Origin of the sequence: Micromonospora sp. NPDC051006 (genome assembly GCF_044456245.1) — a bacterium.
Taxonomy (GTDB): domain Bacteria; phylum Actinomycetota; class Actinomycetes; order Mycobacteriales; family Micromonosporaceae; genus Micromonospora.
The window spans coordinates 220,487-240,729 of the sequence record NZ_JBITFP010000002.1 but is presented as its reverse complement, the minus strand read 5'-3'; the positions used below and the strand labels follow the sequence as shown (position 1 = coordinate 240,729).

General features: G+C 70.8%; 18 protein-coding genes. All 18 read right to left on the bottom strand.

Going from position 1 to position 20,243, the window contains the following annotated elements; translation table 11 throughout:
• Window positions 1–55: 55 nt before the first annotated feature.
• The 18 genes from nuoN to ACIBBA_RS04750 all read right to left on the bottom strand — a co-directional run bounded on the left by nuoN (window position 56) and on the right by ACIBBA_RS04750 (window position 20,228).
• Entirely contained in the window at window positions 56–1,609 is a 1,554-nt protein-coding gene (gene nuoN, locus ACIBBA_RS04835) for an NADH-quinone oxidoreductase subunit NuoN (protein WP_396693819.1), read from the bottom strand.
• Window positions 1,606–3,141: an NADH-quinone oxidoreductase subunit M gene (locus ACIBBA_RS04830; RefSeq protein WP_396693817.1), complete on the bottom strand. Its 1,536-nt coding sequence runs from the start codon at window positions 3,139–3,141 to the stop codon at window positions 1,606–1,608. Before ACIBBA_RS04830 ends, nuoN begins: the two co-directional genes overlap by 4 nt.
• Before the next feature lie 64 nt (window positions 3,142–3,205).
• Window positions 3,206–5,164, bottom strand: a complete 1,959-nt coding sequence (gene nuoL, locus ACIBBA_RS04825; RefSeq protein WP_396693815.1) for an NADH-quinone oxidoreductase subunit L — start codon at window positions 5,162–5,164, stop codon at window positions 3,206–3,208.
• A gap of 11 nt (window positions 5,165–5,175) precedes the next feature.
• Complete coding sequence (gene nuoK, locus ACIBBA_RS04820) at window positions 5,176–5,493, bottom strand: NADH-quinone oxidoreductase subunit NuoK (protein WP_350868074.1); 318 nt, start codon at window positions 5,491–5,493, stop codon at window positions 5,176–5,178.
• On the bottom strand, window positions 5,493–6,263 hold the full coding sequence (locus ACIBBA_RS04815) for an NADH-quinone oxidoreductase subunit J (RefSeq protein WP_396693813.1): 771 nt from the start codon (window positions 6,261–6,263) through the stop codon (window positions 5,493–5,495). Before ACIBBA_RS04815 ends, nuoK begins: the two co-directional genes overlap by 1 nt.
• Window positions 6,260–6,901, bottom strand: a complete 642-nt coding sequence (nuoI, locus tag ACIBBA_RS04810; RefSeq protein WP_396693811.1) for an NADH-quinone oxidoreductase subunit NuoI — start codon at window positions 6,899–6,901, stop codon at window positions 6,260–6,262. The genes ACIBBA_RS04815 and nuoI overlap by 4 nt, the downstream gene beginning before the upstream one ends.
• Window position 6,902: 1 nt before the next feature.
• Window positions 6,903–8,255: an NADH-quinone oxidoreductase subunit NuoH gene (nuoH, locus tag ACIBBA_RS04805; RefSeq protein ID WP_396693809.1), complete on the bottom strand. Its 1,353-nt coding sequence runs from the start codon at window positions 8,253–8,255 to the stop codon at window positions 6,903–6,905.
• Window positions 8,252–10,759: an NADH-quinone oxidoreductase subunit G gene (locus ACIBBA_RS04800; RefSeq protein ID WP_396693807.1), complete on the bottom strand. Its 2,508-nt coding sequence runs from the start codon at window positions 10,757–10,759 to the stop codon at window positions 8,252–8,254. The genes nuoH and ACIBBA_RS04800 overlap by 4 nt, the downstream gene beginning before the upstream one ends.
• Entirely contained in the window at window positions 10,759–12,075 is a 1,317-nt protein-coding gene (gene nuoF / locus ACIBBA_RS04795; RefSeq protein WP_350868083.1) for an NADH-quinone oxidoreductase subunit NuoF, read from the bottom strand. The genes ACIBBA_RS04800 and nuoF overlap by 1 nt, the downstream gene beginning before the upstream one ends.
• On the bottom strand, window positions 12,072–13,229 hold the full coding sequence (nuoE, locus tag ACIBBA_RS04790) for an NADH-quinone oxidoreductase subunit NuoE (RefSeq protein ID WP_396693804.1): 1,158 nt from the start codon (window positions 13,227–13,229) through the stop codon (window positions 12,072–12,074). Before nuoE ends, nuoF begins: the two co-directional genes overlap by 4 nt.
• Entirely contained in the window at window positions 13,226–14,554 is a 1,329-nt protein-coding gene (locus tag ACIBBA_RS04785; RefSeq protein WP_350868087.1) for an NADH-quinone oxidoreductase subunit D, read from the bottom strand. The genes nuoE and ACIBBA_RS04785 overlap by 4 nt, the downstream gene beginning before the upstream one ends.
• Window positions 14,551–15,288 (bottom strand): NADH-quinone oxidoreductase subunit C, encoded by a 738-nt coding sequence (locus ACIBBA_RS04780; protein ID WP_396693802.1) that lies wholly within the window; start codon window positions 15,286–15,288, stop codon window positions 14,551–14,553. Before ACIBBA_RS04780 ends, ACIBBA_RS04785 begins: the two co-directional genes overlap by 4 nt.
• Window positions 15,285–15,962 (bottom strand): NADH-quinone oxidoreductase subunit B family protein, encoded by a 678-nt coding sequence (locus ACIBBA_RS04775; protein ID WP_350868090.1) that lies wholly within the window; start codon window positions 15,960–15,962, stop codon window positions 15,285–15,287. The genes ACIBBA_RS04780 and ACIBBA_RS04775 overlap by 4 nt, the downstream gene beginning before the upstream one ends.
• A gap of 14 nt (window positions 15,963–15,976) precedes the next feature.
• Window positions 15,977–16,342 carry an NADH-quinone oxidoreductase subunit A gene (locus ACIBBA_RS04770; RefSeq protein WP_350868092.1) on the bottom strand — a complete coding sequence of 122 codons (366 nt, stop codon included), beginning with the start codon at window positions 16,340–16,342 and terminating at the stop codon, window positions 15,977–15,979.
• 146 nt (window positions 16,343–16,488) lie between these two features.
• Window positions 16,489–17,766, bottom strand: coding sequence for a geranylgeranyl reductase family protein (locus ACIBBA_RS04765; RefSeq protein ID WP_396693799.1), 1,278 nt, complete (start codon window positions 17,764–17,766; stop codon window positions 16,489–16,491).
• 160 nt (window positions 17,767–17,926) lie between these two features.
• Complete coding sequence (locus ACIBBA_RS04760) at window positions 17,927–18,151, bottom strand: hypothetical protein (protein WP_357047257.1); 225 nt, start codon at window positions 18,149–18,151, stop codon at window positions 17,927–17,929.
• 63 nt (window positions 18,152–18,214) lie between these two features.
• Window positions 18,215–18,925, bottom strand: coding sequence for a demethylmenaquinone methyltransferase (locus tag ACIBBA_RS04755; protein ID WP_396693797.1), 711 nt, complete (start codon window positions 18,923–18,925; stop codon window positions 18,215–18,217).
• Window positions 18,926–19,025: 100 nt separating this feature from the next.
• Window positions 19,026–20,228, bottom strand: a complete 1,203-nt coding sequence (locus ACIBBA_RS04750; RefSeq protein WP_396693795.1) for a cell wall anchor protein — start codon at window positions 20,226–20,228, stop codon at window positions 19,026–19,028.
• Window positions 20,229–20,243 lie beyond the last annotated feature (15 nt).

Genomic DNA, 20,243 nt, shown 5'->3' with positions numbered 1-20,243 from the left:
GAACGGGGGCCGGTACGCCCCTGACGTACCGGCCCCCGTCGGGCGTGCGCGTTGCCTATCTGACGAATTCGGCGGCACCGGTGGCCAGGTCGAGCAGCGGCGCCGGAGCGACACCGAGGACCAGGGTGGCCACCACCCCGATCATCAGCGCGGCCGAGGTGAGCCCGCCGGGCACGGTGACCGTCGGGGTGGACTCGCCCGGCTCGGAGAGCCACATCATCACCACGACCCGCAGGTACGGGAAGGCCAGCACCATGCTGGTCAGCACGCCGGCGATCACCAGCCATCCCTGCCCGTCCGCGAGCGCCGGCCCGAAGACCGCGAACTTGCTGGTGAAGCCGCTGGTCAGTGGGATGCCGGCGAAGGCGAGCAGGATGAAGGTGAAGAGCCCGGCGTAGAACGGCGAGCGCCGCCCCAGGCCCGCCCAACGGGACAGGTGGGTGGCCTCCCCGTCGGCGTCCCGGACGAGGGTCACCACGGCGAACGCGGCGAGCACCGAGAAGCCGTACGCGACCAGGTAGAACATCGTGCCGGAGAGGCCGTCCTTCGAGGGCGCCAGCACCCCGACCAGCAGGTAGCCGGCGTTGGCGATCGAGGAGTACGCCAGCAGCCGCTTGATGTCGGTCTGGGTCACCGCCAGCACCGCGCCGACCAGCATGGTCAGCACCGCCACCGCCCCGAGCACCGGGGTGAAGTCCCAGCTGGCACCGGCGAAGGCGACGTGGAAGACCCGCAGCAGGGCACCGAACGCGGCGACCTTGGTGCAGGCCGCCATGAAGCCGGTGATCGGCGTCGGGGCGCCCTGGTAGACGTCCGGCGTCCAGACGTGGAAGGGCGCGGCAGCCGCCTTGAACAGCAGGCCGATGGCGAGCAGCGCCATGCCGGCGAAGAGCAGCACCGGGCTGGCCGGCGAATCATCGACCGCCGCGTTGATGGTGGCGAAGTCGACCCCGGCGGACCGACCCGGGGTGCCGGCGGTGAAGCCGTAGATCAGGGCCACCCCGAACAGGAAGAACGCCGAGGCGTACGCGCCGAGCAGGAAGTACTTCATCGCCGCCTCCTGGCTCAGCAGCCGCCGGCGACGGGCCAGCGCGCAGAGCAGGTAGAGCGGGAGCGAGAAGACCTCGAGCGCGATGAACATGGTCAGCAGGTCGTTGGCCGCCACGAAGATCAGCATGCCGCCGATCGCGAAGGTGGTCAGCGGGTAGACCTCGGTGGCGCCGTTCTTCCCCTCGGCCTGCCGCTGGTCCTCGGCCGACTCGGCGGTCACCGCCGCCTGGGCGACGAAGGCCCCGCCCCGCTCCACCGTGCGCTCGCCGATCAGCAGCAGCGCCATCGCGGCGAGCACCAGGATCGCGCCCTGGAGGAAGAGCGTCGGTCCGTCGATCGCGATGGCCTGGCCGGCGGTGATCAGCCGGTCGTCGGCGTTGAGCACCACCATGGTCAGCGCGGCGAGCACCGCGAGCAGCGCCAGGGTCAGCTGCACGACGTGCCGCAGCCGCCGAGGCACGAACGCCTCGACCAGCACGCCGAAGAGCGCGGCCGCCAACATGATCAACGTCGGCGCGAGCGCCGCGTAGTCGATCGACGGCAGTTTCAACTCGGTCACTTTGCCGCCTCCTGGACGGTGCCGCCCACCGACGGGGCGGGGTCGGTCCTGCCGATGTCGTCCATGGTCGCCTGGACGGCGGGGTTGATCACGTCGGTGACCGGCTTCGGGTAGAAGCCGAGCAGCACGATCAGCGCGATCAGGGGTGCGACGACGACCTTCTCGCGCAGGTTGAGGTCACGACGCATCCCGTCGACCTCGGTGAGCGCCGGGTTGAGCGTCCCCTGGGTGGTGCGCTGCACCATCCACAGCACGTACGCCGCGGCCAGGATGATGCCGAGCGTGGCGATCACCGCGACCGGCTTGTTCACCGTGAAGGTGCCGATCAGCACCAGGAACTCGGAGATGAACGGCGCGGTGCCGGGTAGCGCCAGCGAGGCCAGACCGGCGAAGAAGAGCACGCCGGCCAGCACCGGAACCAGCTTGCCGGCGCCGCCGAAGTCGCTGATCAGCGACGAGCCGCGGCGCGCGATCAGCATGCCCACCACCAGGAAGAGCAGGCCGGTGGCGAGACCGTGGTTGACCATGTAGAACACGGCGCCGGTGCCGGCCTGGGTGGTGAAGGCGAAGATGCCCACCCCGATGAACCCGAAGTGCGCGATCGAGGTGTACGACACCAGCCGCTTCAGGTCGTTCTGGCCGACTGCCAGCAGCGCGGCGTAGATGATGCCGATCAGGCCGAGCGCCAACGCCCACGGCGCGAACCACTTCGCCGCGTCGGGGAAGAGCGGCAGGCAGTAACGCAGGATGCCGAACGTGCCGACCTTGTCGAGGACGCCGACCAGCAGCGCCGCCGCGCCGGCCGGGGCCGCGCCACCGGCGTCCGGCAGCCAGGTGTGGAACGGGAAGAACGGCGCCTTGATCGCGAACGCGAGGAAGAAGCCGAGGAAGAGCCAGCGCTCGGTGCCCGTCGAGATGTCCACCTGGGACAGCGCCTGCCAGTCGAAGGTCTTTCCGCCGACCACCCAGAGGCCGATCACCGCGGCCAGCATGAAGAGGCCGCCGACCAGCGAGTAGAGGAAGAACTTCACCGCCGCGTACTGCCGCTGGTGGCCGCCGTAGCTGCCGATCAGGAAGTACATCGGCACCAGCATGACCTCGAAGAACACGTAGAACAGGAAGACGTCGGCGGCGGCGAAGACGCCGATCATCGTGCACTCGAGGACCAGCAGCAGCGCGAAGTAGACCGGCACCGAGCGCTTCGACGACTCGGCGTCGTGCCAGGACGCCAGGATCACCAGCGGCACCAGCACCGCGATCAGCATCAGCATCACCAGCGCGATGCCGTCCGCCGCGAAGGTGAAGCTGACCCCCCAGTTCGGGATCCACGGGTACGACTCGCGGAACTGGAAGCGGTCACCGCCGGCCTTGAAGGTGACCCACATGACCACCGAGAGCACCAGCACCAGCAGCGACCAGACGAACGCCACCTGCTTGGCCAGCTCCGGCCGATGGCGTGGCAGGAGGGCCACCACCAGGGCGCCCACCAGCGGCGCCACGGTCAGCACCGAGAGGAACGGGAAGTTGGACATTATGCGGCCTTACCTCCGTCGTCACTGCGTGGTCCGCCGGCGGGGGCGGCCGGGAAGAGGTCGATCACGCCAGCCACCCCGCCTGTACGGCCAGGAACGCCGCCACCACCAGCAGCGCGCCGGTCAGGATCGAGGTCGCGTACGACCGGACGAAGCCGGTCTGCAGCCGCCGGAGCCGACCGGAGCCACCGCCGACCGCCGCGGCGAGGCCGTTGACCAGCCCGTCCACGCCCCGGTTGTCGAGGAAGACCAGCGCCCGGGTGAGGAAGACGCCCGGCTTCTCGAAGACCGCCTCGTTGATGGCGTCCGTGTAGAGGTTGCGACGGGCGGCGGTGACCAGCACCCCGGCCGGCTGCGGCGCGGTGGCCGTGCCGCCCCGGAACAGGAACCAGGCCAGCCCGACGCCGAGCACCGTGACCAGCAGCGAGAGCGTGGTGATCACCGCGTGCGAGAGGACCGGGGCGTGCTCGCCGTGCTCGCCACCGAGGCCGGCGGTGGCGGTCAGCCAGTCCGGCACCGAGGTGGAGAGCAGGAAGCCGGCGCCGACCGAGCCGATGGCCAGCAGGATCAGCGGGATGGTCATCAGCGCCGGCGACTCGTGCGGGTGCTCGATCTCCTCGGTCCACCGCTTCGGCCCGTGGAAGGTGAGCACGAAGAGCCGGGTCATGTAGAACGCGGTCAGCCCGGCGCCGAGCAGCGTCGCGCCGCCGAACAGCCACGCCGTCCAGTCGTCCCGCTCGAACGCGGCCACGATGATCGGCTCCTTGGAGAAGAAGCCGGAGAACGGGAACATGCCGATGATGGCGAGCCAGCCCATCATGAAGGTGATCCAGGTGACCTTCATGTACTTCGACAGGCCGCCGAAGCGGCGGATGTCGACCTGGTCGTTCATGCCGTGCATGACCGAGCCGGCGCCGAGGAACATGTTGGCCTTGAAGAAGCCGTGCGCCAGCAGGTGCACGATGGCCAGCGCGTACGCCGCGCCGCCCAGGCCGACGCCGACGAACATGTAGCCGATCTGGCTCACCGTCGACCAGGCGAGTACCCGCTTGATGTCGTCCTTGGCCGCGCCGATGACGCAGCCGACCAGCAGGGTGAGCGCACCGACGCTGACCACCACGAGTTGCAGCGTGGTGTTGGCCGAGAAGATCGGGTTGGACCGGGCGATCAGGTAGACGCCCGCGGTGACCATGGTGGCCGCGTGGATGAGCGCCGACACCGGGGTCGGGCCCTCCATCGCGTCCGGCAGCCAGGCCTGGAGCGGGAACTGGCCGGACTTGCCGGTCGCGCCGAGCAGCAGCAGCAGGCCGAGCACCAGCACGGTGGGGCCGGCCAGCGCGCCGATGCCGGTGAAGACCTCGTCGTACTGGGTGGTGCCGAGGGTGGCGAACATGATGAAGATGCCGATCGCCAGGCCGGCGTCGCCGACCCGGTTCATCAAAAACGCCTTCTTACCGGCGGTGGCGGCGCTCGGCCGCTCGTACCAGAAGGAGATCAGCAGGTACGACGCCAGACCGACGCCCTCCCAGCCGAAGTAGAGCATCACGTAGTTGTTGCCGAGCACCAGCAGCAGCATGGCGGCGACGAACAGGTTGAAGTAGCCGAAGAAGCGCCGGCGGCCCGCGTCGTGCGCCATGTACTCGACCGCGTAGAGGTGGATCAGGAAGCCCACCCCGGTGATCAGCAGTACGAAGACCGCGGCCAACGGATCGAAGAGCAGACCGAAGTCCACCCGCAGATCACCGACCGTGATGAAGTCCCAGAGGCTCAGCTCGACCGACTTGTTCTCCAGCCCGCGCAGCTGGAAGAAGTAGGTCAGGCCCAGCACGAACGAGGCACCGATGGCGGCCACCCCGAGCCAGTGCCCCCAGCGGTCCGCGCGTCGGCCGAGCAGCAGCAGGATCGCCGCGCTGATCAGCGGAATCGCCACGAGCAGCCAGACGCTGCCGAGCAGACCGTCCGCGACCGCATAGGTGACGGCCCCTGCCGGCTCGACCGGGGCGTTCGTCAGATTCTCTCCCACCGCAGGACCCCTCAGTACTTCAGCAGGTTGGCGTCGTCGACGCTCGCGGAGCGCCGGGTCCGGAAGATCGACATGATGATCGCGAGACCGACCACGACCTCCGCGGCCGCCACCACCATCACGAAGAACGCCATGATCTGGCCGTTGAGGTCACCGTTGATCCGGCTGAAGGTGACCAGGGTCAGGTTGGCCGCGTTGAGCATCAGCTCGACGCACATGAACAGCACGATCGCGTTGCGCCGGATGAGCACCCCGGCGGCGCCGATGGTGAAGAGCACCGCGGCGAGGACGAGGTAGTAGTTCGGCTCGACCGAGAAGAACTTCTCCATTACTTGTCCGTCCCCTTCAGCGAAGTCTCCTCGGCCGTCAGCTCGCGTACCGGCAGGATCGCCGGGGTGCTGCGCTCGGTGAGCCGGCCGTCCGGCAGCCGGGCCGGGGTGGCCACCGAGGAGGAGGTGGCGAAGACGCCGGGGCCGGGCTTCGGACCGGGGTAGTTGCCCGGGGCGAAGCGCGCCCGCATGGTCGCCGGCTGGTCGAGCTTGTCCTCCTTGCGTCGCTCGATGTGCGCCAGCACCATCGCGCCGACCGCCGCGGTGATCAGCAACGCCGAGGTGAGCTCGAAGGCGAAGACGTACTTGGTGAAGAGCAGCCGCGCGATGCCCTGCACGTTCCCGTCGGCGTTCGGCGTGGCCAGGCCGACCGCGGTGACGCCCTCGACCCCCCGGTACAGGCCGGTGCCGACCAGGCCGGCGAAGCCGAGCGCCAGCAGCAGCGCCGCCGTCCGCTGCCCGCGCAGCGTCTCGATCAGCGAGTCCGACGCGTCCCGGCCGACCAGCATCAGCACGAAGAGGAAGAGCATCATGATCGCGCCGGTGTAGACGATGATCTGCACCATGCCGATGAACGGCCCGGCCTGCAGCACGTAGAACACGCCGAGGCAGAGCATGGTCAGCACCAGCCAGAGCGCCGAGTGCACGGCGTTGCGGGCGGCGACCATCCCGATCCCGCCGAGCAGCGCGAGCGGGGCGAGGATCCAGAAGGTGACCGCCTCGCCGGTGGGCACCGAGCCCGCCGCGGCGAGCACCGTCTGCGTGGTCATGCCGAGCCTCCCTTGCCCGCTTCGGCCCGCTGGGCCGCCTGCTCGGCGCCCGGGAACGTCACGCCGGGGTGCTCCTCGACCGCGTACCGGCCGGGGCTCATCGGCGAGCGCTCCGCGCCGGCCGAGGTGCCCGGGTTGGTCAGCGAGCCGACGTAGTAGTCCTTCTCGCTCTCACCCAGCCGCATCGGGTGCGGCGGCTGCTCCATCCCCGGCAGCAGCGGCGCGAGCAGCTGCTCCTTGGTGAAGATCAGGTCCTGCCGGTTGTCCCGGGCCAGCTCGTACTCGTTGCTCATGGTGAGCGAACGGGTCGGGCAGGCCTCGATGCAGAGCCCGCAGAAGATGCACCTGGCGTAGTTGATCTGGTAGACGCTGGCGTACCGCTCACCCGGCGAGAAGCGCTGCTGGTCGGTGTTGTCGCCACCCTCGACGTAGATCGCGTCGGCCGGGCAGGCCCAGGCGCACAGCTCGCAGCCGATGCACTTCTCCAGCCCGTCCGGGTGCCGGTTGAGGATGTGCCGCCCGTGGTAGCGCGGCGCCGACACCGGCGGCTTGAACGGGTAGTCGGTCGTGACGACCTTCCTGAACATGTGCGAGAAGGTGACCCCGAAGCCCTTGAACGTTCCGGTAATCGCGCCCACGTCACACCTCCCTGGGGTCGGAGCCGGCGGCGATGTTGGCCGGCTCCCGCTCGGCGACCACGCGCGTGATGCGCGGGCTCGGTGGTACCTGAAGATCCATCGGCGGCAGCGGGAAGCTCCCGTGCGGCCGGCTGTCGACCTGTTCCTGCACGCTCGGCTTCAGCTGCGGCCGGCGGGTCGGCCAGAAGAGCGTGGCGATCAGCAGTACGCCGGCCGCGATGCCGACCGCCGTCAGCCTGCCCTTGGTGTCCCAGTCCTCGATCGAGCGCAGCCCGCTCAGCACCAGGATCCAGACCAGGTTGATCGGGAGCAGCACCTTCCAACCGAGCCGCATGAACTGGTCGTAGCGCAGCCGGGGCAGCGTGCCCCGCAGCCAGACGAAGACGAAGACCAGCAGGATCACCTTGCCGAAGAACCAGAGCATCGGCCACCAACCGGAGTTGGCGCCCTCCCAGAGGGTGATCGGCCAGGGTGCCCGCCAGCCGCCGAGGAAGAGCGTCGTGGTGACCGCGGACATGGTCACCATCGACACGTACTCGGAGAGCATGAAGAGCGCGAACTTCAGCGAGCTGTACTCGGTCATGAAGCCCGCGACCAGCTCGGACTCCGCCTCGGGCAGGTCGAACGGCGCCCTGTTGGTCTCACCGACGGTGGCGATGAAGAAGATGATGAAGCTCGGCAGCAGCAGGATCGCGTACCAGCCGGGCGCCGGGATCTGCGTGCCGAAGATGGACAGCTGGGTGCCGTCGCCCTGCGCGGCGACGATCCCGCTGGTGCTCATCGTGCCGGCGGTCATGAACACCGCCACGATGCTCAGCCCCATCGCGACCTCGTAGGAGATCATCTGGGCGCTGGAGCGCAGACCACCGAGGAGCGGGTAGGTGGAGCCGGAGGCCCAGCCGCCGAGCACGATGCCGTAGATGCCCATCGAGGAGCAGGCCAGCAGCACCAGCACCGCCACCGACACGTCGGTGACCTGCAACGGCGTCCAGTGGCCGAAGATGCTCACCATCGGGCCGAACGGCACCACCGACAGCGCGGTGACCGCGCAGATCACCGAGATGGTCGGCGCGAAGAAGTAGACGACCTTGTCCGCGGTCCGCGGCAGGATGTCCTCCTTGAAGGCCATCTTCAGGCCGTCGGCCAGGGTCTGCAGCAGGCCGAACGGGCCGACCTGGTTGGGGCCCGGCCGGACCTGCATGTAGCCCACCACGCGCCGCTCGAACCAGACGCCGAGCAGGGTGGCCAGCACCGCGAAGACGAAGGCGAAGAGCACCTTGCCCACGACGAGCCACCACGGGTCCTTGCCGAAGTCGGCCAGCGTCGGGTCCTGCGCCAGGTGGAGCGCGTTCATTGGACACCCCCGGAGTTGAGGAGCGGACCCGGAAGACCGGCCTCGTCCGCCGCCACCCGGTTGGCCGGCACGGCCGCGGTCGGGGCGGGAACGGAGATCCGGACCACCGTGCCGGACGTCGCGCCGAGGCTGCGTCGCACGGTGGCGCCGGGTGAGTTGGTCGGCAGCCAGACCACGCCGTCGGGCATCTCGGTGATGGCCGCCGGCAGGGTCAGGGCTCCCCGGTCGGTGCCGACCGTGACCGGGTCGCCGTCCGCGACGCCCAGCGCCTCGGCGGTGCCCTTGCCCAGCCGGGCCACCGGCGGGCGGGCGGTGCCGGCGAGGTGCTCGTCGCCGTCGGTGAGGCTGCCCAGGTCGATCAGCTGGTGCCAGGTGGAGAGCACCGCCTCGCCGGCGCCCGTGTGCGGCACGGTGACCGGAGCCACCGACGGCGCGGCGGGGCGCTCGGTCCGGGTGGGCGGCAGGGCGCCCAGCTCGCGCCGGACGCTGAGCACGTCGGCGGTGCCGAGCCGCACGTCGAGCTGCGCGGCGATCGCGTCCAGCACCCGGCCGTCGGTCATCGCCGCGGTCTGCAGCACGGCGTCGAAGGTACGCAGCCGGCCTTCCCAGTCCACGAAGCTGCCGGCCTTCTCGACCGCCGGGGCGACCGGAAGGACCACGTCCGCCCGGCGGGCCACCGCGCTGAGCCGCTGCTCCAGGCTGACCAGGAACGGCACCGCGTCCAGGGCCTGCTCGGCCAGGCGCGGGTCGGCCAGGTCGGCCGGGTCGACCCCGGCCACCACCAGGGCGCCGAGCTGCCCGTTGGCGGCCGCCGCGAGGATGCCGTCGGTGTCCCGGCCGGCCTGGCTCGGGATCACCCCGGCCGCGATGTCCCACATCTCGCCCAGCTCGGCCCGGGCGGCCGGCTCGGTGACCAGGCGCCCGCCGGGGAGCAGGTTCGGCAGGCATCCGGCGTCGACCGCGCCGCGGTCGCCCGCGCGCCGCGGCACCCAGGCCAGCTTCGCGCCGGTACGCCGGGCGACGTCCGCGGCAGCGGAGAGCCCACCCGGCACCTCGGCGAGCCGCTCACCGACGATCAGGATGGCGCCCTCAGTGCTCAGCGCCTCGGCGACCGTGGCGTGCTCGGCGAGCACGCTGGCCTCCTCGCCCGGCACCACCCGAGCCAGCTTGGCGCCGAGCTTCTCCAGGCCCCGGGTGGCGAACGGCGCGATCGCGTAGACCGTCAGCGTCTTCTTGAGGTACGCCTTGCGCAGCCGCAGGAAGAGGATCGGGCACTCCTCCTCCGGCTCCAGCCCGACCAGCACCACCGCCGGGGCCTTCTCGACGTCGGCGTAGGTCACATCGGTGACGCCGGCGACCGAACTGGCCAGGAAGTCGGACTCCTCGCGGGAGACCGGCCGGGCGCGGAAGTCGATGTCGTTGGTGTTCAGCGCGACCCGGGCGAACTTGGCGTACGCGTAGGCGTCCTCGACGGTCAGCCGACCGCCGGTGAGCACCGCCGTGCCCCGCCCGGTGTCCCGCGCGGTGCGCAGCCCCTCGGCGGCCACCGTGAGCGCCTCGCTCCAGGACGCCTCACGCAGCTCGCCGGTCTGCTGGTCGCGGACCATCGGGGTGGTGATCCGGTCGAAGGCGCGGGTGTACTGGAAGCCCCACCGCCCCTTGTCGCAGTTCCACTCCTCGTTGACCGCCGGGTCGTCGCCGGCCAGCCGGCGCTGCACCTTGCCCCGCCGCCAGTCGGTGCGCTGCGCGCAGCCGGCCGAGCAGTGCTCGCAGACGCTCGGGCTGGACACCAGGTCGAAGGGGCGGGCCCGGAAGCGGTACTGGGCGCCGGTCAGCGCGCCGACCGGGCAGATCTGCACGGTGTTGCCGGAGAAGTACGAGTTGAACGGCACGTCGCCGGCATCGCCCTCCTCGCCGTACGCGTCGTCCCGGTAGATGTTGATCTCTTCGGCGGAGGACCGGCCCATCAGGTCGATGAACTTGTCGCCGGCGATCTCCTCGGAGAACCGGGTGCACCGCTGGCAGAGCACGCAGCGCTCCCGGTCCAGCAGCACCTGGCTGCTGATCGGCAGCGGCTTCGGGTACTCCCGCTTGTGCTCGTGGAACCGGGAGTCGGTGCGGCCGGTCGACATCGCCTGGTTCTGCAGCGGGCACTCGCCGCCCTTGTCACACATCGGGCAGTCGAGCGGGTGGTTGAGCAGCAGCAGCTCCATCACCCCCTCCTGCGCCTTCTTGGCGACCGGGGAGGTGAGCTGGGTGCGGACCACCATGCCGTCGGCGACGGTCTGGGTACAGGAGGCGACGGGCTTGCGCTGCCCCTCCACCTCGACCAGGCACTGCCGGCACGCGCCGGCCGGGGCCAGCAGCGGGTGGTCGCAGAATCGGGGGATCTCGGTGCCCAACTGCTCGGCGACCCGGATCAGCAGCGCCCCCTTGGGGGCGGTGACCTCGACGCCGTCGATGGTGAGCGTGACGGTCTCGGTCGGCTTAACTACGTCGGTCATTAGTGGGCTCCCACCAGCTGCTTGTCCGACAGCTTCGGCGCCGTGCGCCCCTCGATGTAGTCGAGGTAGTCCTGCTTGAAGTACTGCAGTGACGAGGTCACCGAGCTGGTCGCACCGTCACCCAGACCGCAGAACGAGCGGCCCAGGATGTTGTCGCAGGTGTCGAGCAGGGTGTCCAGGTCCTCGTGGGTGCCCTGACCGGAGAGGATCCGCCGGTACACCCGGACCATCCAGTAGTTGCCCTCCCGGCACGGGGTGCACTTGCCGCACGACTCGTGGTGGTAGAACTCCAGCCACCGGTACGTCGCGTAGACCGGGCAGTCCTGGTCGGAGAAGATCTGGGTGGCCGTGGTGCCGAGGATCGAGCCGGCCGCCGCCACCCCCTCGAAGTCCAGCGGCACGTCCAGGTGCTCGGCGGCGAGCAGCGGGGTCGACGAGCCACCCGGGGTCCAGAACCTCAGGTTGTGCCCCGGCTGCATCCCGCCGGCCAGCTCCAGCAGCTCGCGCAGCGTCACACCCATCGAGCACTCGTACTGGCCGGGGTTGGCGACCCGGCCCGAGAGCGAGTAGATCATCGGCCCGGAGGACTTCTCCGTGCCCATGCTCTTCCACCAGTCGGCGCCACCGAGCACGATGTACGGCACGCTGGCGATGGTGCCGACGTTGTTGACCACCGTCGGGCTGGCGTACAGGCCGTGGGTCGCCGGGAACGGCGGGCGGAGCCGGGGCTGACCCCGGAAGCCCTCCAGCGAGTCCAGCAGCGCGGTCTCCTCACCGCAGATGTACGCCCCGGCGCCCGAGTGCACCACCAGCTCCAGGTCGAACCCGGTGCCCTGGATGTTCGTACCGAGGTAGCCCTTGGCGTACGCCTCCTGCACGGCGTTGCGCAGCCGCCGGGCGGCGTGCACGGCCTCGCCGCGGATGTAGATGTAGGCGCGGTTGGCCCGGATCGCGTACGAGGCGATGATGACGCCCTCGACCAGCGAGTGCGGGTCGTGCGTCATCAGCGGCAGGTCCTTGCAGGTGCCCGGCTCGCCCTCGTCGGCGTTGACCACCAGGTAGTGCGGCTTGCCGTCGCCCTGCGGGATGAAGCCCCACTTCAGGCCGGTGGGGAAGCCGGCGCCACCGCGACCGCGCAGCCCGGAGTCCTTGATCAGCTGGATCAGGTCGTCCGGGTGGGCCTTGAGCGCCTTGCGCAGCGCCGCGTAGCCGTCGAGCTTCTCGTAGGTGCCGATCCGCCAGGCGTCCGGCGACAGCCAGCGCTTGGTCAGTACCGGCGTCAGCTTGGCCAGCGTCTCCGGCCGAGGAGTGGTCACTTCTGGACCCCCGTTCCGCTCGCCCCGGCGGGGCCGGCGCCGCCGGTGTCCGCCGACGCTTCGTTGAGGTTGCGCTCCTGCGCCCCGGCCTCGTCGCCGGCGGGCTTGCCGTCGCCGGCCGGCGGGTTCGCCGCGGTGCCGGCGGCCTCCGCCTCCCGCGCGTCCCGGGCCGCCGGCGCGGTGGTGTCCACCGGAACCTTGGTGCCGGGGGCGTCCGCCACGGCGGTCGAGGCGTCGGGCTGCCGCGTCTCGGCCGCCCGGATCTCCGGCGACTTGTCGTCCGGGGCCTTCACGTCCCGAGTGGTGCTGCCGGTGGCCCGCTCGGGGGCTGCCGGCTCGCCGGCACCGGCGTTGCCCGGCGTACCCGTCGGGGTGGCGGCGCCGTCGCCGCCCTTGGCCACGGCGGCGGCTGGTGCCGGCTTCGCGGCCTCCGCCCTGGCCTTGGCCTCGGCGGCGGCCTTGTCGGCCTCGGCCTTGCTCCGGATCGGGGTCTTCGGGTCGAAGCCCGGCACCGAGATGCCGTGCTGCTGGGCCAGCCGCAGACCGCGCAGGGTGGGCTCGCCCGGCCCGCCGTCGGCGACCGCGCCCTCGCGCTCGTCGGCGAAGCCGGCGAGCTGCACCGCCATCTCCTTGAGCGTGCAGAGCCGGGCGCCCCGGGTCGGCATCGGTCGGCCGCCCGCGCGCAGCTCGTCGACCACGCCGACCGCGGTCTGCGGGTCGACGCCGTCGAAGAAGTCGTAGTTGACGGTCATGACCGGCCCGTAGTCGCAGGCCGCCAGGCACTCGGCGTGCTCCAGGGTGATCGACCCGTCGGCGGTGGTCTCGTCGTGCCCGACGCCGAGGTGCTCGGCGAGGGTGTCGTAGACCTGCTGGCCACCGAGCACGTTGCACATGGTGTTGGTGCAGACGCTGACCAGCCAGTCACCGGTCGGCTTGCGCTTGTACATGGTGTAGAAGGTGGCGACCGCGCCGACCTGGGCCTTGTTCAGCCCCAGCACCTCGGCGCAGAACTCCACCCCGGCCGGGGAGACGTAACCCTCCTCGGCCTGCACCAGGTGCAGCAGCGGCAGCAGCGCCGAGCGGGACCGGTCGGCCGGGTAGCGCGCGATGATCTCGCGCGCCCGCTCCCGGGTCTCTTCAGTGAAAACGGTCATCGGTCACAACCACCCATCACGGGGTCCAGCGAGGCGCCACCGGCGATCACGTCGGCGATCAGGCCGCCCTCGGCCATCGCCGGAAGGGCCTGGAGGTTGACGAAGCTCGGCTCCCGGTAGTGCACCCGGTAGGGCCGGGTGCCCCCGTCGGAGACCGCGTGCACGCCCAGCTCGCCGCGGGGCGACTCGATGCCGACGTACACCTGGCCCGGCGGTACCCGGAAGCCCTCGGTGACGAGCTTGAAGTGGTGGATCAGCGACTCCATCGACTGACCCATGATCTTGGCGACGTGCTCCAGCGAGTTGCCCATCCCGTCGACGCCGATGGCCAGCTGCGCCGGCCAGGCGATCTTCCGGTCGGCGACCATCACCGGGCCCGGCTTTGCCAGCCGGTCCACCGCCTGCTCGACCAGCTTGAGCGACTCGCGGATCTCGGCGAGCCGGACCTGGTAGCGGCCCCACACGTCGCCGTCGGGGTGAGTCGGGACGTCGAACTCGTACGTCTCGTAGCCGCAGTACGGCATGGTCTTGCGCAGGTCCCAGGCGAGGCCGGCGGAGCGCAGCACCGGGCCGGTCACGCCGAGCGCCACGCAGCCGGTCACGTCGAGCACCGCGACGTTCTTGGTCCGCTCGACCCAGATCGGCTGGCCGGAGAGCAGGTCCTCGTACTCCTTGAGCTTCTTCGGCATCATGGTGAGGAACTTGCGGATCTTGGCGATCGCCTCGTCCGGCACGTCCTGCGCCACGCCGCCCGGCCGCACGTACGCGTGGTTCATCCGCAGGCCGGTGATGTTCTCGAAGATGTCGAGGATGTACTCCCGCTCGCGGAAGCCGTAGAGCATGATCGAGATCGCGCCCAGCTCCATGCCGGTGGTGGCCAGCCAGACCAGGTGCGAGGAGATCCGGTTCAGCTCCATCATCAGCACCCGGATGGTGGTGGCCCGCTCGGTGATCTCGTCGGTGATGCCGAGCAGCTTCTCCACCGCCAGCGCGTACGCCGTCTCGTTGAACAGCGGGGAGAGGTAGTCCATCCGGGTCACGAACGTGCTGCCCTGGACCCAGTTGCGGTACTCGAGGTTCTTCTCGATGCCGGTGTGCAGGTAGCCGACGACCGAGCGGGCCTCGCGGACCGTCTCGCCCTCCAGCTCCAGGATCAGCCGGAGCACGCCGTGCGTCGACGGGTGCTGCGGACCCATGTTGACGACGATCCGCTCGTCGTTGATCGGGTCGGTGCCGGAGACGACGCTGTCCCAGTCGCCACCGGTGACGGTGAAGACCCGGCCCTCGCTGGTCTCGCGCTCGGTCGCGTAGTTCGAAGTGGTCACTGGTACGACCTCCGTCGGTCCGGCGGCGGGATCTCGGCGCCCTTGTACTCGACGGGGACGCCGCCGAGCGGATAGTCCTTGCGCTGCGGGTGCCCCTCCCAGTCGTCCGGCATGAGGATCCGGGTCAGGTTGGGGTGGCCGTCGAAGACGATGCCGAACATGTCGTACGCCTCCCGCTCCTGCCAGTCCGCCGTCGGGTAGACCGAGGTGACGCTGGGCAGGTGCGGATCCTCCGCGGGGACGGCCGCCTCCAGCCGGACCCGACGCCGGTAGGTCATCGAGGTGAGCTGGTAGACCACGTGCAGGCGGCGGGCGTCCGCGCCGAGGTAGTCGACGCCGGAGACCGAGGAGCAGAGCTCGAAGCGGAGCGCGAGATCGTCCCGCATCACCTGGCAGACCTCGGCGATCCGCTCCGGGCGGACGTGCAGGGTCAGCTCGCCCCGGTCGACCACGACCTTCTCGATCGCGTCGGCGAAGGCCGGGTAGGCCTCCTCCAGCGCGTCGTGGACCTCGTCGAAGTAGCCCCCGAACGGCCGGGACGCCGCCTCGATCGACCGGCGCGGGCGGACCAGGCCGCCGTAGCCGGAGACGTCGCCGGAGCCCTGGTTGCCGAACATGCCACGGCCGGCGGGGCTGGCCGGTGGGTATTCGGCGGGGGCGCCGCTGCTGGCGCCGGGAGGCGTCACCGGTACCGGTACGCCGCCGTCGTTCGGCTTGTCGTGAGGTGCGGTCACTTGTGGCCCCCGTGCGGCTGGAGGTGGGTCTGGGCCTTCATCCAGTTCTCGATCCGCAGCTGCTCCTCGCGGCCCTCGCGGACCGCCTGGGTCCACTCGGCCCGGCGGGCCTTGTCACTGCGGTACGACGACGGCATCGAGCCGTAGGGGACGACCGGTACGTCGCCGCGCTCCTTGCGCGCCTCGAGCATCTTGCGGCCGTTCGCGCCGAGCGGCTCGTACATGATCTTCTCGCGGAGCTTGAGGATCGCGTCGATGAGCATCTCCGGCCGCGGCGGGCAGCCGGGCAGGTACATGTCGACCGGCACGACGTGGTCGACGCCCTGCACGATGGCGTAGTTGTTGAACATCCCGCCGCTGCTGGCGCAGACGCCCATCGAGAGCACCCAGCGCGGCTCGGCCATCTGGTCGTAGATCTGGCGCAGGACCGGAGCCATCTTCTGACTGACCCGGCCGGCCACGATCATCAGGTCCGCCTGGCGCGGCGAGGCCCGGAAGACCTCCATGCCCCAGCGGCCCATGTCGTAGTGCGGGCCGCCGGCCGCCATCATCTCGATGGCGCAGCAGGCCAGGCCGAAGGTGGCGCCCCAGACGGACGACTTCCGGGACCAGTTGACCAGCTTCTCCACCGAGGTGAGCAGGACGCCGGCGGGGAGCTTCTCCTCGATGCCCATCTGACGTTCCTTCCTCAGTCCCAGTCCAGGCCGCCGCGCCGCCAGACGTAGGCGTATGCGACGAAGACCGCGACGATGAACAGGACCATCTCCACGAAGCCGAAGATCGGCAGGGCGTCGAACGAGACCGCCCAGGGGTAGAGGAAGATGATCTCGATGTCGAAGACGATGAAGAGCATCGCCGTCAGGTAGAACTTGATCGGGAACCGCCCGCCGCCGACCGGCTGCGGGCTGGGCTCGATGCCGCACTCGTACGCCTCGAGTTTGGCCTTGTTGTAGCGCCGGGGACCGGCGAAGCGGGCGGCGGCCACGGAGAACAGCGCGAACGCCGCGGCGACGGCGAACAGCCCGATGATGGGTGCGTAAGGCGAGAGCGACATCTTCTTCTCCTGCTCGTCCTTCCCTGCCCTCGTGGTTGACGAAAATCACACTATTCACGTCCCCGACGACGGGCACCGCCGGGGGGCGGTCCTACACCGTGCCTGCTTCGTCCGCGACCGCGAGGCGCGCAAGCCGAGTCCTCGTGTTACACGGCCGGCGCCACCTTCGTCATCGCGTTGATGACCCGGTCCATCGCGTCTCCGCCGCGCGGATCGGTCAGGTTGGCCAGCAGCTTGAGCACGAAGCGCATCAGCATGGGGTGCGGCATGCCGTGCTTGGTCGCCATCCGCATCACCTCCGGACGGCCGATCAGCTTCACGAAGACCCCGCCGAGCCGGTAGTAGCCGCCGAACCGGGCCTTCAGCTCCTGCGGGTACGCCATCAGCGCCCGCTCCCGCTCGGCGCCGGCGGGCCGCGCGAGGGCCTGCACCGCCACCTCCGCGGCCAGTTCGCCGGACTCCATCGCGTAGGCGATGCCCTCGCCGTTGAACGGGTTCACCATGCCACCGGAGTCGCCGACCAGCAGCACGCCGCGGGTGTAGTGCGGAACCCGGTTGAAGCCCATCGGGAGCGCGGCGCCGAGGATCGGGCCGTCGGCGTTCGTCTCGTCGGTCATGCCCCAGTCGGCCGGGGTGTTGGCCAGCCAGTCGGTGAGCAACCGGCGGTAGTTGGTCTTGCCGAACGCGGAGGAGGAGTTGAGCACGCCGAGGCCCACGTTGACCCGGCCGTCACCGAGCCCGAAGATCCAGCCGTACCCGGGCAGCAGGTTGTCGCCGCCCTCCTTGCTGCGCAGCTCCAGCCAGGACTCGAGGTAGTTGTCGTCGGCCTTGGCCGGCGAGTGGTAGTAGCGCCGGACGGCCACCCCGATCGGCCGGTCCTCCCGCTTGGCGAGCCCCAGCGCGAGCGGGAAGCGGCCGGAGACGCCGTCGGCCGCGACCACCAGCGGGGCGTGGAAGGTGCCGGGCGCCTTGTCCGGCCCGACCTCGGCCTGCACGCCGATCACCCGGCCGTCCGCGTCGAGCACCGGCCCCATGACGTTCACGCCGGTACGCAGCTCGGCGCCGGCGGCGACGGCCCGCTGCGCGAGCAGGTCGTCGAAGTCCAGCCGGGTGCGGACCAGGCCGTAGTTGGGGAAGCTCGCCAGGTCGGGCCAGTCCAGCTCCAGCCGGACGCCGCCACCGATGACCCGCAGGCCCCGGTTGTGCAGCCAGCCCGCCTCCGGCGAGGTGTCCACGCCCATCCGGATCAGCTGGCGCACCGCACGCGGGGTCAACCCGTCGCCGCAGACCTTCTCCCGCGGGAACTCGGTCTTCTCCAGCAGCAGCACCCGGACCCCGTGCCGGGCCAGGTGGTACGCGGTCGCCGACCCACCGGGACCGGCGCCCACGACGATCACGTCGGCGTCGTGCTCCACCGCGGTCATCCGCGCCTCCTCCCGACTGCTCGTGAAATGGTTCACAAGCCAGACGGTGGGAGTCTATGACCGGCGTCTCACCCCTGCCCGACCAGGGGTACCTAAGTTGCTGATGTGACAGCTGAGGGGCGTTTTCGCGCCCTCGATGTCAGGCCTCGCGCTCTCGATGTCAGGCCCGGCTGGGGGCGTCCAGACCCGCGTCGACCCGGATCGTCTCGGGCAGGTGCTCGCGCAGCGCGCCCCCGGCCGCGCGGTCGAGCGCCGCGAGCACCTCGGCCACCACCTGACGGACGTCGGCCGGATCGGCGCCGGCCAGCTCCCGCAGCTGCGTGATGAGTTCGGCCGCGTCGTCGTCGGTGGCGGCCGCGCGCTCCGCCCGCTCTGGTCCCGTCATGGGGGCGAGCTTACGGCGCAAAGTGGACTAAAATCGGATATTCACGAAAGAGGGTGCCAGACCCTAGCTGCGGATCGCCCGGTGCAGAGCGACGACACCGCCGGTCAGGTTGCGCCAACCCACCCGCTGCCAACCCGTCGCGCCGATCCGCCCGGCCAGCGCCGCCTGATCCGGCCAGGCCCGGATCGACTCGGCCAGGTAGACGTACGCCTCCGGGTTGCTGGAGACCGCGCGGGCCAGCGCCGGCAGCGAACGCATCAGGTACGACAGGTAGACCGTGCGGAAGGCCGGGTTGACCGGGGTGCTGAACTCGCACACCACCAGCCGGCCGCCGGGCCGGGTGACCCGGGCCAGCTCACGCAGCGCGGAATCCGTGTCGGTCACGTTGCGCAGCGCGAACGAGATGGTCACCGCGTCGAAGCTGGCGTCGGCGAACGGCAGCCGCAGCGCGTCCCCGGCCAGCAGCGGCACGCTGGGGCGGCTCTGCTTGCCGGCGTACAACATGCCGAGCGACAGGTCGGCGCCGACCGCGTACGCCCCGGACTGGGCCAACTCCTCGGTCGAGACCCCGGTGCCCGCGCCCACGTCGAGCACCCGCTCGCCCGGGCGCAGCCCGAGCGCGGCCCGGGTCGCCCGCCGCCAGGACCGGTCCTGCCCGAAGGAGAGGACGGTGTTCGTCAGGTCGTAGCGCGCCGCCACGCCGTCGAACATCGCGGCGACCTCGTGCGGCTGCTTGTCCAGGCTGGCGCGCTGGCCGTGGGGGGTACGACTCACCCCTCCACTCTGCCAGCCCGACCCGCACGCCCGGCCGGAGGCCCCCACCACGTACGAAGGGCGGGGTGGTCGCCCACCCCGCCCTCGCATTCCGTTCGGATCAGTTCTCGGACTTCTCGTCGCCCGGTGCCACCAGGACGACCTTGCGTCGGCGGGAGGCCAGCAGCAGCACGCCACCGGCCAGCAGGACGGCCACGCCGATGCCACCGATCAGGCCGGCCTGCACGCCGGTCACCGGCAGGCCGCCGCCCCCACCGCTGCCGCCACCGGTGCCCGGGGTCGGCGTGGCCGTGGGCGCGCCGGTCGGCGTGGGGGTGGGAGTCGGCGTCGGCTGCGCCGACAGATCCACGAAGACGTCGAACTCCGCGGTGTTGTCCCGCTCGTCAGCCTCGGTGAACGTCTTGCGCTGCGCGCCGCTCGCGATCCGCGGCGCCTCCTCCGCCGGTCCCTCGGCGGCGTCCAGCCCGGCGCCCCAGACGAAGCCCGGTGGGAGCACCGGCTCGGTGACGTCCGCGCCGACCTTCACCTGCACGTCGGCGGTGTAGTACTCCCCCGGCTTGACGACCGCGCCGGAGTCCTCGCAGTACGCGTTGACGACGTCGAGAGGCTGCTCGACGCAGCCCTCCGGCAGCTTCGCGAAGGAGACGCCGGGCGGCAGCGTGATGCCGTACGCGATCCCGGTCGCCTTGCGGCTGCCGTCGTTGTAGAGCGCCCAGTCGAGCGGCACCGTCTCGCCGCGCGGCACCGGCTTCAGGTCCGGCTCGTCGCTGACCGCGCCGTTGACCACGACGTTGGCCTGGACGTCCTGCACCCAGGCGGTCAGGTCGTAGCCGGGCTTGGTCACGGTGATGGGGTGGTCGACGCGGTCGGCCTTCGCGTTCGCCGCGGTGAGCTTGACGGTCAGCGTGCCCGCCTTGCCCCGGCCGCCGGTGCTGAACAGCGGGATGCCGAAGTCCTCACTGGTGCCACCGCGCAGGTCGCCGAGGAGGCAGGTGAACATCCTGCGCTTCACCTCGCAGCCGTCCGGCACCACGACCCCGACCTTCGTCGGGTCGAGGTCGGCGGTGTTGACGGTGACCGTGACGGCCGTGGCATCGACCGTCGCCAGGTTTCGGACGTTGAACTTGAACGGCTTGGCCTTGGCCTGCTTGACGCCCTTGGCCAGTTCGGAGCTGACCGGGACCAGGGCGACGTCCGCCTGATCGGCGGCGAGTGCCGGGGCGGCAACGGTGGCCAGGCCACCGGCCGCGAGCAGGGCCACGACGCCGGCACGCGCCAGCGCCGAACGGTGGAACGCTGTCATGGGTCATCCCTCGGG